This is a genomic window from Oceanirhabdus seepicola (genome assembly GCF_023684385.1).
GTDB lineage: Bacteria > Bacillota > Clostridia > Clostridiales > Clostridiaceae > Oceanirhabdus > Oceanirhabdus seepicola.
In genome coordinates, this window is record NZ_JAGSOJ010000003.1 from 393,505 (window position 1) to 405,904 (window position 12,400).

Sequence of the window (12,400 nt, forward strand, 5' to 3'; positions counted from 1 at the left end):
TTTCAATAAATATTTTCAATAAAGAGAAAAGCATTTTCAAATTGGTTACAGAACACTTGTTTTATCTAAAATAGTATATTACAATACAGCTAATATCAATATAATTTCATATAGGTTCATCTACAAGGGAAGTCATCCAAAGGGAATATGTTTTATTTATTTGGAGGTGTTTTGTAATTTGGAAGCTAATATAACATGTACCAGAGAAAACATTGAGGAAATTGTTTTAAGAGCAAAAGATGGAGATAATGAGGCTATAAAAGCAATAATAGAAAAGTACAAAGGATTGATCATAAAGGAAGCTTTTAAATACAGAATACCATCATATGAATTCGAGGACATAGTTCAGCATGGATATCTTACAGTAATAAAAAGTATAAAAATGTATAAAGGAAAATCTAATGCATTTAATGGATACATTATAACCGCAATTAAGAATAATATTGCATATCTTCTAAGAGGAAATATCAAGCATTACAGAGAGGTACCTGACGAGGCTATTGCAAAGAAAGATAGTACAGAAAATACACTCACCATTGAAGATCAGATTATTGCATATGAAGAAGTTAAGAAATTATATGCTGCACTTGATAAACTCAATAAAGAAGATAGAGAGATTATTGATAAATTCTATTTTGACGAAGTAAAGATTAAAAAATACTGTAGGGATAATAATCTATGTTATTCAACCTTGATTAAGAGAAAAAGGAAAGCATTAAAAAAATTAGAGGATATACTTCAAAATGATTCAAATTAAAATTAGATTACATATATACTAAATGGATGCAATTAAGCATCACTATAACGGTTGGAGGAACACTATGTACGATGAACTAGTTACATTAATCAGTACGGTGGGATTTCCAATAGCAGTTTGTGTGTACTTGTTGGTAAGATTCGAGAGGAAACTTGAAGCGCTCAATGGATCCATATCGGAACTTACAACAGCTATAACTAACGTTATAGGAAACCAAACAAAATAGGAAGCCTGCGCTGTCTATTTTTTATGGAAAAAATGAAGGGGTTCTCTGCAATCCGGTAAGCAAGTGATTAATTTAATTGAAGAATACTATCACATCCATGACTATAATTAAGAAAAAAATATATCTAAGATATGAGAAAAAAATTTATAGCGCATATATACATTTGAAAACACATGAAAGGAGAGATTACTATGGCAGTAACAAACACAAGAGTTGATAGTGATTTAATCGTATCTGTAAAGATAGGTACAAAACCATCTGGAGCTGACGACCTAAGACATTATAAGTTCTCTAAACTTAAAATTGATGCAACAGATGAAGCTGTTTACGCAGTAGGTGCTAAGATTGCTTCTGTATTTCCTTACCCATTAAAGTCAGTACAGAGAGTAAATGATAACATGTTGATAAATGCTTAATTAAAGTAATAGCAAGTGAACTACTCAGCTAAAGTAAATTAAAATTGAGAAAGGAGAGAATAGCCATGAAAAAGCTAAGTATGAAATTCGTAACATCAGGTGATGAGGTAACTACTTTAACTATTAATGAAGTTAGAGAAGATATCACTGATGCAGAAGTAAACGCTCTTATGGATGAGATCATTGCACAAGATGCATTCTATTCAAGTAGCGGATCTTTAACAAAGAAAAAGGGTGCTAAAATTATAGATGTAACTGAAACTGAAGTAGAGGTTCAGTAGTGATAAAGCCAGAAGTCAATGTAGTGACAGCCGGCTAACATGTATTTTATGATGATATTTGATAGATTTCTTATTATTATCTAATACTTAAATGTTTATTATTTGGATAATGGCAGTGAGTTAATAGGTTATCATAGGGCTATTTCTCGAATAACGGTTAGGGTACAAGTTTTTGTATAGTTTTTAAAAAAATTGCATATATATATATTAGCCACATTTAATTACATGCCATAGAAGTTGGGCATAATCTTCTATGGTAAAATGCCCTAAATGTGGTTTTCTTATTGATCCTTAAACTTATTCTTTAGCACTTCAAATTTAAGCTTTTTCTTATCAGCATTAAAAGTCTCAGATGAACCAAAGAACTTATCTAACAACGATTGACTTTCACCTACAAGTTTAACATCATGATTTAAAAAATAATTTCTCACAGTAAACTTGACTAGTGATTTCATAAGCTTTAATTCAGATTCGTCATAAAGCGTAATAGCCTTATGACTAAATACATTTAAATTGCATGTCTTTTCATTCAGCATCAAATTCATGATTGAATAATTGGAATTACCTTTATAATCAAATGCCTCTAGAGCAGTAATTGTTTGCTTTGTAGTAGCAATAGAAGCCACTAACTGATATAAGCTTATAACAAGAGTAACCGACATTTGTTCAAGCATTTTTCTAACACTCTCCATGTTTAACTCTGCAATATTTTTTTCTTTTCGAATTTCGGATGTTTTTTCAAATATCTCACTTATAAATTCCTCATAGTTCTCGCTAATATCTTTAAGCAACTGATATATAAAACGATTTGGGTACTTGTAAAGTGCCTTTACCAATTCGTCTTGCTGAGCAGCTTTCATATTATGACAAAAGGCTGGTAATATCTTTGACAGTACCTCTATGTATTTGAGTGACTTAAGCATTTGATTTTCAAAAGTTGTGATATCTTTCTCATCATAATTATATTCATCTACTAATTGTATAACTTCATTACTAGTTAGTTCTTCTTCATACTTAACCACTTGCTTTTCTTTTTCCTTTTTTTCTTTTTCATCCGGAATTGTATTCTTTACATTGAAATTTGATTGGCATAAAAATGGAATATTATTATTATCAAAACTTAATTCTTCTATATGCTCAAAATGATTTGATGCACATTGTAAAATTAGACTGATAATTTTAGGATTATTCGTTATTAATGCCATAAACAATATTATGTCACTATTTATTCCAAAACAAAGATTATTCAGTAAATATTCTATTTTATCATTAACGTCTTCGTAATGGTATTTTTTATTTAAAGCTTGTGCCACAAAATATGCTAATAAATTATTATCTTTTAATCGTATTTTTGAATCCTTTTCAATAATAAGCTTAGCACCTTGTCCAACGTTTAAAACAGTAGTAACTTTAATATCCTGTCTAAAATCCTTATTATATACTTCTATAACTTTTGACAATTCTACAATTGTAATCCATGATTTTTTTTGAAAATGCATATAATATGCAATTTCTTCCATGACACTAAAAATGCCACTAACATCTGATGAGTGTACATTGTTTATAAGCCTGTTCTTAATGGAATTTTCGTATACCATATTAAAAACATTACTTCCAGCCGAAAAGTTAAACTTGAATTCCTCAGTATACTGCATAACAAAATTCACAATAAATTCTGGATCTAATTTAAAATATTTTACTTGTGAACTAATCATATTATTTAATTCATTGATTACCTGCGTTTCCTTTTCACTGCATCCTGGTAAATGTGAGAAATTATATGCTTTGGATATTAATAATTTACGTTTATCATATAAAAATGGTTTTATGCTAATCTTTCCAACTTTTTTCTTAACTAAGGTTTCAATTACTTGCTTTTGAATATTTAAGTCAATCTTTTCTTCACTAAAAAGTACAATATTACTAAACATATCATCGTAATGATCCAATACTTTATCAAGCGTTGGTTTCGGAATTTTCCCTGCATCATCTATTATAAGTACTCTTTTTTCTTTATCTAACTGAAGATATTTGTCATATGCATTATTAGTTACTTGATATTGATCATTAAATGCATATTCTAAAATCCTATGAATTTTTTTATTAGCCAAATCTTCACTTGCTAATAGCAGCGGAACAATTTCCTCTTCACTATCAGCGAAAGATTGATATATAAATTTGGCTAGTGTACTTTTCCCGGACCTGTTATCACCTGAAATAACTGTCCTAACATTTTCAAGAATAATTTTAATAAACTTTTCATTGTCATCAATGATTTTAGTTTCTAATTCTTCCTCTTCATTGGTGTAATTATATGATAATGTTGGAAATACAAAAAAATTACTTATGCGCCTTTCATTATCATCATAATATAAAGTTTTTTTAAATTCATCTGTATTAACAAAATTATATCCTTTTTTTTCTTGTAATAATTCATCTAATATTTTAGTTTCCTTATAATAATCATTATTCCAAATGAAAGAAGAACCTTTAAGAGATTTAGAATTAGTATCATAAACTATAGTAGTAAAACCTTTAGGATGGACTCTATCTCCGGATAAAGAATTACCCTGCATATAAATAGTTGAATTATCGTTGTTAACTTTTCTATTCTCGCCAAATCCAACATGTTCATGTCCTTCTAATACCAATGAGAATTTGTCGCTTAAGATATCACGTAATTCTTCTTTAACATTATTAGCAAACCACTCATAACTATGATGCATTACAACAATATTTAAATCGCCTTCCGAAGTTGGTGCTAGATTTGAAATATCTTCATTGCTCAAATAATGTATCCCCATATCCTGGTTACTACTTCCACATAATGAGAATATTGCAGTATTAATAAGTGCAATATTAATGTTTTGACCAGCCACGTTAATATTTCTCCGGTAAACAGTTTTATTGTTTAGGAAGCATTTATTACGAGCTGCAAATTTATAGAAATTATCCAATGATTTTATGTCGTTATTAACTAATTCACTTATATTTTTATTTTTGTAGGATTCTTTTATATCTTCAAAGGTTCTTATGTTGTTGGTAAAGTCCAAATCATGATTACCAGGAACAACCAACACATTAATCCATTTATTCTTAAATTTTTTAGTCTTAAGCTTATTTACTAAATTACCTAACATATCTCCGGCAATTTTAAATTCATTTACTTTTCCACCTTGAGTAATGTCACCGCTCAATACTATAACGCACTCATCTAAAGGTCCTAATACATTAAGTGCTTGGACAAGTTTTTCTGGATTAATAGCAAAACCATCTTTTTTTTGCGCTATATGAATATCACTTAATTGTAAAAATAATATTTTCATACTTTTTATATGCTATTATTAGCATTATCCTCCTAAATATACTATTTAATACATAATGTACCTATTTAATTATAAACCAAGCATGCCTAAATTGTAAATATATAAATAAGCTAGTAATAATTTAAAACTTATTAACAAATAATGTAAGGTTTTATTCGAAAATAATATTGTATATAACAAGGGTGGACCTGCTTCTGGTGCTTCAACTATTGAGCAGCAGCGTTAGTAGCTAGTACATGAGTGAATGTACCAGGAGCAAGTCCACCCTTTAAAGACCCAAAAGGAATACCCATGAGCTTGGGAGGTGGGTGGGATGTGAAGAACAATAGGGCTTTGGTCAAGCGCTTGACCAAAACTTCATTATAGTAAAAGACCCACAGAGCCCATCTTCAAAAGGACCACATAGAAGTGACCCTAATGAAATCAATGGACTTGCTGAGGTATATTATTAGAGAAGAAACTTTATAAATTATATTGATTGAAAGGATATTTTAACTGCAGCATGTCAAGCGGGTACCCATAAGAAAAGCTTAGATGAACCTAGTAAGCTCTTAGACTGTAGAGGTTGAAGGATGAAACCTCGAAGGCTTTAGAGATTACAGGTAATATCGCTTGTTCTATGGGTGCGAGATTGATTTCCATAATTAAAAGGAATAAGATTTACTATTGTTATATTAGTAATAGGAGTATATACAATGATGATTAAAGAATATGTTTATGTATATATTTATTCATTCAATTAATATGGATTTTGAAAGATTAAAAGAAGAAGTATAGAAATGTAATTTAAAAATGAAAAATACAATTTGTTTAAAGAAAGAATAAGATAGGGGATACCAGACTGGTATCCCCTTAATATTAAATTAACTTTGGACTAGTTTTAAGTGTGGGAGGTACGACCACTGTTAAAGTTAGTCCAAAGTATCCTTGTAGTAAAGGGCCTTAAGGGCAGATAAAATTAGATATGATTTTATTGCCCTTAAGGAGGGCGTAGACGGGGAGAAGTTTTATTGAAGGTAGTTCTTAAATGAAGGATTTAGTCTTATTGGAAAAGTTATATTGATTAGATCAAATAAGATATATAGGTAAAGAGAAATTCATTAAAGATCTATTTAGAATACTCATTTAGTTAATTTAGATAATACTGCAATTTGAGATACATACTTATTATTAATTTTAGTTAATTTGGGTAAAATAAAATATTTTTAGTCACTTTCTTCATAACAACAGCATAGACTATATTATATATGAAAACAAGGGAGGGATTGATATGCCGAGAGACAAATCCGTTAATTCAACCAAGACTTCTATAGCTTTGAATTTTTATTATACTAAGGCTAAGGAACAAGGCATGTTAGAGCAAATATTAAAAGATGGTGATTTTAAGGAAGATGCTATTAAAACAGCTATTGCAAGAGGGAGAATTTCTATCAAAATGATTAGTGCATTTCACAGGATTATGGGTGTTGATCCAGAAGAACTAACAGGAGAAAAAGATATATCAAAAATAGTTAAGAGTTCTTATGATGAAAATAGCTTAATACAAAATGATACTACTATGTCAGATGATGAATTGATGAAAATTGTTCAGTTACTTATAGAGATACAGAGAATCAGACCAAATAAACAGAGGGAAGAGATCCTAGAAAGATTAAAATTAATTATAAGAAATAGTGAGTGGTAAATTGAGTGGAGGGATGTTTATGATGAAAACTTATCAAGAAGTTAAGCGTGCCAATCTATGTGGAAATTTGTTTAGTGAAAATATTAAAATCTATATTGATAAGCAATTTGAGTATTTAGGTAATTTGAAAAATAAAGGATTTGGGTTTGTTAAAAATATAAATATTTACAATGATAAAAACGGTAATAAAGTTAGTGAAAATTTAGTATGTTATTTGAAATTTCTTCCTAATAATGTAATAGAGCTCAAAAGGTGTAAACGTGATGACATAATAAAATTTGCAGGTCATTTTGATTCACTACGTATAGAACCAAGGAAATATGATTTAAATAGCTATGAAGATTTAATGGATTTTGAAATGCTAATTGAAAGAATTGCCCAATTATAAAAATTATGATTTTAAGTATAGAAGGAGTGGTTAAATACTACTCCTTTAAATTAATTAAAAATAAGTAAGAGAACTTTAATAATATATTTATGAGATGTATTATATATTTCGATGGAATCTAAAACTTTCTAAATTTAGATGAGTTTAAAGGATAAGTAGAATTATTATGGAATAGAATAATATGGAGTAAATGCAATAAAGAGGTGAAAAGAGTGAAAAAAGAGAATACTTATGCTTATTTTTCAAATAGAACAGGTGAGTATGAATTCCTCACTAAAAATGGAAGATTTTATTGGCCTAGAGACCTTACAAGATTATCCCCATATCAGAGAGAAAATAATTTGTGCTCACCAGAAAAAGTAGGGGATATTGTTTATATTGTAGTCGGTAAGAGACTTAAGAAAAATTTAAAAGTAAAAGAATTTAAAAATAAAATAATTAGTGCTCCTATGATAACTCATAAAGGAGTTATAAGGAGAATAGTAAGTCATCCATTGTTAGCCTACAGATTTGTGTTGGGAAATAGGGAGATTGATTCAAATGATTTACCATTTGAATTACTAGAAGAGCTAAATAAAATGGATAAGTTTTTAGGTAAAGATGTGACTGATAAGAAATATGAAGTTGAATGCGCAAATAAAATTTATAGTATTATAAAAAGAATGATGGAAAACAATGAAGTAGAATTTACGGATGCAATATTAAGTGAAAATGATAAGTTTTACATTAAAGATTTGCAAGATGACAGAATTTACTCAATGATCCCTTTTCTAGAAGAGGCAAGTAATGTCAAAGCTAAAGATAAGCATGAGAGAAAAATGCTATCTAGAGAATGTTTATTAAAGTTAAAAAGTTATCTAAATCAAGAACATGGTAATATTAGTTGGGAGAAGTATTTATGTAATATAAGAACTTGGAGAGGTACTGAACATGTTGTTGTTGATCTTCAAGATGAGTTATTTAAACCATTAAACTTAGATGGACTTAAACAAGGTATAACGACAAGACAAATTATTGGTGATGATAATCAGGTAGAAGATATTAATGAAATTCAAAGGGTAATAAATGAAGGGAAAAATAATAGTTTCAATAAAAGAGAGGATAAAAAGTCTATGAATAATGAACCTAAAAATACTATTTTTTACGGGCCTCCTGGTACAGGGAAGACTTATAATATTATAAATAAATGCTTAGAAATTATTGATAAAGATAATTTCAAAGACATAATAAATAAAGAAGATAAACGTGAAGAAGCTGTTGAAGTATATAAAAAATTGGTTGAACAAAACAGAATAATATTTTGCACATTTCATCAATCTTATGGGTATGAGGAGTTTGTTCAAGGATTAAGAATAAATGAAAATGGTGGATTTGAAGTTAGAGATGGAATATTAAAGAAAATATGTGATGCAGCATCTACTAACTTAACTTCGAGAAGTAGCAAGTATGATTTTAAAGAGGAAAATATTGATTTTCATAAAATGTCATTAGGAAATACTAATCAAGATACAGATATTTATGACTATTGTATCCAAAATAATGTGGTTGCACTTGGATGGGGAGAGAATATTGATTATTCAGATTGCAATGACAAAGAGGAAATTAGAGAAAAATATGAAGAAAATTCTAAAGAACCAAAAAGTTTTACTATTGAAGCGGTTGAAAGATTCAAGCATTGGGTAGAAACAGATGACATAATTATTGTTTCTCAGGGCAATTTAAAAGCTAAGGCTATAGCAAGAGTTATTGGAGAATATTTTTATGATGATTCCACAGCTATAGAATACAATCATTTTAGAAAAGTAGAATGGCTGTATAAAGATGTTACAATTCCAGTGGAACAAATAATGAAAAATAAACAGTTTTCACAACAATCTATTTATATGTTTGCAAAGGAAGATTTAATTATTGATAATATAAGACAGTTATTGTCAGAAGATGTAAGTGAAAAAGATAATAATTATGTATTAGTAATTGATGAGATAAATAGAGGTAATATATCAAAAATATTTGGAGAACTAATCACTTTAATTGAAGAAGATAAAAGAATAGGTAGTAAAAATGAAATAAGAGTAACTTTACCTTATTCAGAGAATAATGAGAAATTTGGAATACCTAATAATTTATATATTTTAGGAACAATGAATACTGCAGATAGATCAATTGCATTAATGGATACTGCTCTTAGAAGAAGATTTCATTTTATTGAAATGATGCCTAATTACTCACTCTTACCTGAAGATGTTGAAGGTATAGATGTTCAAGAATTTTTAAGAACTATTAATAATAGAATTGAATTTTTATATGACAGAGATCACATGATTGGACATGCTTATTTTATTAAAGATGATCTTAAATTAGAAGACTTAGTTAATATTATGAAAAATAAAGTTATACCTCTTCTTCAAGAATATTTTTATGAAGATTGGGAGAAAATTGAACTCATTTTAGGTGGAACTGGAAAAAATGAATATGATAGAGATTATTTTTTAGTGAAAAAGGTAATGAATCTGAATGATATATTCAAGAAAAGTCATGGAATTAGTAATACAAAAAAATATAAATATGAAGGTGTAGATAATCCAACAGTAAATGCTTTTATCAATGTATATAAAGCTTTAGAATCACAGGAGTAATCTTATGAAGAATATTATTATCAGCGAATGTGAAGGTTTGCTTATAGAAGATAATTATTCTAAAGCATTATCACAAAACGAAGCTAATGAACTAAATTTATTTATAGAAGAAAAATCTTTAAATAAGGATTTTATAAAATGGGATAGACAGTATGTTACTTTTATAAACTATGTAGGATATATAAAATTATCAACCTGTATTATTGAAATATTACCTAAAGTAAAAAGTAATGATTTTGAAAAATCAAGAGAAGTATTAGTTAAAATGTTGGCTATGGTAGGGCACATTGATGTAAAGTTTACTGATTTAACTAGCTTGAAAATTACAAAAAATAATCTATTTGAAATATATGCTTATATTTTTGCACAGAAGCTTAAAAGGGAAATATTAAAGGGAATATATTCTGATTATATAACTTACACAGATAATCTTACTGTTTTAAAAGGACGCTTAAATGTAAATGCACAAATGAAGAATATAATTCAGAAGAACTTAAAAGCAAACTGTCAATTTGATGAGTTTTCAATTAACAATGCATTAAATCAAGTATTTAAAAGAGCTCTTACAATATTGATTAAAAATATTAAAAATGATAGTACATTAAAAATATTAAAATTTTGTTTGCTTAATTTTGCTGATGTAGAAGATAAGGTAATAGGTCAAGATGAGGTAAATAAAGTATTATTAAATAGAAGTAATAAACGTTTTTATGAAAGTTTTGTACTTGCTAAAATGTTTATTCTTAATATGACATCATTAACTTCTTTAGGAAGTTACAAGGGATTTTCAATACTATTTGAGATGCAGGATCTTTTTGAAAAATACATTACAGAAGTAATTTCAAGAAATATTGAAAAGATTGATTTAGAACTAGATAGAGGTTATAAACTCTTAAAAAATAAAAAAACAAATCGAGGTATCTTTGATTTAAACCCTGACATTGTAATTAAAAAAGATTCTAAGGATATTTTGATAATAGATACAAAATGGAAGCAAATCAGCTCATCTTATAATAGACATGGTGTAAAAAGAGAAGATTTATATCAAATGTATGCTTATTTAACAAGATATCAAGATGTAAACGATGTAGTTTTGCTATATCCGTATAATGAATACGTTGCAGAAGGTAGTGGCAAATTCCTTGAAGAATGGTACCTTGAAAATGATAGAAATAAGATGATTAAGGTTTATAGTGTAAATTATGAGGATGAGGATAGCTTGATAGAAGAAACTAAAAATATGATTGATAATCTTCTTGAAAGATATGGTACAATAACATAACTTTTTATAATTGATATTTCTTATAGCAATATTGAGGTTTTCAATTAAAATAACAATAGAAGATAATGATTAATAAAAAAATGAAATAATTCATTCAAGGATAGAGTGAAATTGGGGATACCAGGAGGGTATCCCTTTAATATTAAAATAACTTTGGACAAGTTCAACTGCTGCTTAAACGGGGTTTGTTCTTTAGGGAATACTATATATGAAACATTATAGTATGATAAATTGAAGCAGCTGTTGAGTTTGTCCAAAGCAACCTTATGGTGAAATTGATTGGGAAGATTAGAGTTTTTTATGAGAGTTTTCTTTGGTTGTGTGTTGGTTATATATGATAAGTAATTATGTAGGGACTAATCTTTTTAATGAATTTCAGATAAGTATATACTGTAGAGTAATATGATATTTGTAATCTTTAGAATTTGATCTTCACGTATACTATTCACTTTTATATCACATATCATCTGTAATTTTTCAATAGAACTCTTTGTTCTAGGCCCAATTATGCCATCAACAATAAGAAGCTTATTTTCATAGTCATAAATATGAATCTGATTTAGATTTTTCTGGAGTTCTTTTATTGAATCATCTTTTTTATCAATAATTTTATTAGGGATAGGGTCATATTCATAAAGCTTATTTTCTTCAATAATACTAATAAGTTTTAAAGGATAATTAGGATCTGTACAATACCCACATTTATAAAGTTCATTGCATGCTTTCTCATAATTAGCAGCTTTAACAACTGGAACATACCGTTTTGAAGTTGTGATTAATTTAGCATAGTCAAGTAAACTCTCTTCATAATTTTGATATTTTCTGAATAGGCATAGCATAGGAGTTTTAATTCCATTTATCCATTCATAAGTTTGAAGTTCTGAATAATCATACCCACACGTTCTGGTCCACTTGATCCCGAATACATTATTTCCTTTACAGTGACGAAGCCATCCAGTTTCCAGTATTGCCTGAGCAATAATCACTGATGGAAGTAGATTATATTTCTTATATAGCATTTCAGCAAAAGGAAGTATTGAAGAAATAATTTTAGATTTATTAGTCATATCAACACCTGCCTTTTATCTGTATATATGCACAAGAACTTGGTGTTTTGAGTTAAGAAACATTGTTATTATCAGAGAAATTTTAAAATATAAAACTACGTTTCTATTAAGAATAATCTAAAATAATATAATTACATTACTAATTAGTACAATATTATATCAATAACTGTATTGAATTTTATGTAAGAATATATTGATTTGTTAAAGTAATTGAACAATAGCAATTATTAAATTATCGAAAATAAGAAAATAAAAACCATTTTTGGAGGATTATTTTTTAATATAAAGAATATAGTAAGTGAGTGTAAAAATAAAAGGATACATAAATGATATAAAT

The 12,400-nt window shown here is 27.9% G+C and carries 10 protein-coding genes; 8 read left to right on the forward strand and 2 right to left on the reverse strand.

The genetic code is table 11. The annotated features are described in order from the left end of the window. Window positions 1–178: 178 nt before the first annotated feature. The 4 genes from KDK92_RS15615 to KDK92_RS15630 all read left to right on the forward strand — a co-directional run bounded on the left by KDK92_RS15615 (window position 179) and on the right by KDK92_RS15630 (window position 1,680). Window positions 179–757, forward strand: a complete 579-nt coding sequence (locus KDK92_RS15615) for a sigma-70 family RNA polymerase sigma factor (RefSeq protein WP_250860271.1) — start codon at window positions 179–181, stop codon at window positions 755–757. Window positions 758–821: 64 nt separating this feature from the next. Next, on the forward strand, window positions 822–983 hold the full coding sequence (locus KDK92_RS15620) for a YvrJ family protein (RefSeq protein WP_250860272.1): 162 nt from the start codon (window positions 822–824) through the stop codon (window positions 981–983). A gap of 191 nt (window positions 984–1,174) precedes the next feature. Then, window positions 1,175–1,399 carry a DUF1659 domain-containing protein gene (locus tag KDK92_RS15625; protein WP_250860273.1) on the forward strand — a complete coding sequence of 75 codons (225 nt, stop codon included), beginning with the start codon at window positions 1,175–1,177 and terminating at the stop codon, window positions 1,397–1,399. 65 nt (window positions 1,400–1,464) lie between these two features. Continuing rightward, entirely contained in the window at window positions 1,465–1,680 is a 216-nt protein-coding gene (locus tag KDK92_RS15630) for a DUF2922 domain-containing protein (RefSeq protein ID WP_250860274.1), read from the forward strand. Between the two features lie 281 nt (window positions 1,681–1,961). Here KDK92_RS15630 and KDK92_RS15635 read toward each other — a convergent pair whose 3' ends face one another. Further along, complete coding sequence (locus KDK92_RS15635; RefSeq protein ID WP_250860275.1) at window positions 1,962–5,006, reverse strand: metallophosphoesterase; 3,045 nt, start codon at window positions 5,004–5,006, stop codon at window positions 1,962–1,964. Between the two features lie 1,270 nt (window positions 5,007–6,276). Between KDK92_RS15635 and KDK92_RS15640 the strand changes: the two genes are divergently transcribed. From KDK92_RS15640 to KDK92_RS15655, 4 genes are all read left to right on the forward strand, one after another. Continuing rightward, window positions 6,277–6,690: a hypothetical protein gene (locus KDK92_RS15640; RefSeq protein ID WP_250860276.1), complete on the forward strand. Its 414-nt coding sequence runs from the start codon at window positions 6,277–6,279 to the stop codon at window positions 6,688–6,690. A gap of 19 nt (window positions 6,691–6,709) precedes the next feature. Further along, entirely contained in the window at window positions 6,710–7,078 is a 369-nt protein-coding gene (locus tag KDK92_RS15645; RefSeq protein WP_250860277.1) for a hypothetical protein, read from the forward strand. 212 nt (window positions 7,079–7,290) lie between these two features. Continuing rightward, entirely contained in the window at window positions 7,291–9,714 is a 2,424-nt protein-coding gene (locus tag KDK92_RS15650; RefSeq protein WP_250860278.1) for an AAA family ATPase, read from the forward strand. A gap of 4 nt (window positions 9,715–9,718) precedes the next feature. Further along, a complete protein-coding gene (locus KDK92_RS15655) occupies window positions 9,719–10,996 on the forward strand; it encodes an McrC family protein (RefSeq protein ID WP_250860279.1) in 1,278 nt (425 codons plus the stop codon). 365 nt (window positions 10,997–11,361) lie between these two features. Here KDK92_RS15655 and KDK92_RS15660 read toward each other — a convergent pair whose 3' ends face one another. Next, complete coding sequence (locus KDK92_RS15660) at window positions 11,362–12,063, reverse strand: glucosaminidase domain-containing protein (RefSeq protein ID WP_250860280.1); 702 nt, start codon at window positions 12,061–12,063, stop codon at window positions 11,362–11,364. Window positions 12,064–12,400: the final 337 nt, after the last annotated feature.

What these genes read in the sequence shown, in the direction of transcription:
- KDK92_RS15620 (WP_250860272.1), top strand. Translation starts at nt 822, where the DNA reads ATGTACGATGAACTAGTTACATTAATCAGTACGGTGGGATTTCCAATA.
- KDK92_RS15625 (WP_250860273.1), top strand. Translation starts at nt 1,175, where the DNA reads ATGGCAGTAACAAACACAAGAGTTGATAGTGATTTAATCGTATCTGTA.
- KDK92_RS15630 (WP_250860274.1), top strand. Translation starts at nt 1,465, where the DNA reads ATGAAAAAGCTAAGTATGAAATTCGTAACATCAGGTGATGAGGTAACT.
- KDK92_RS15635 (WP_250860275.1), bottom strand. Translation starts at nt 5,006, where the DNA reads ATGAAAATATTATTTTTACAATTAAGTGATATTCATATAGCGCAAAAA.
- KDK92_RS15640 (WP_250860276.1), top strand. Translation starts at nt 6,277, where the DNA reads ATGCCGAGAGACAAATCCGTTAATTCAACCAAGACTTCTATAGCTTTG.
- KDK92_RS15645 (WP_250860277.1), top strand. Translation starts at nt 6,710, where the DNA reads ATGATGAAAACTTATCAAGAAGTTAAGCGTGCCAATCTATGTGGAAAT.
- KDK92_RS15655 (WP_250860279.1), top strand. Translation starts at nt 9,719, where the DNA reads ATGAAGAATATTATTATCAGCGAATGTGAAGGTTTGCTTATAGAAGAT.
- KDK92_RS15660 (WP_250860280.1), bottom strand. Translation starts at nt 12,063, where the DNA reads ATGACTAATAAATCTAAAATTATTTCTTCAATACTTCCTTTTGCTGAA.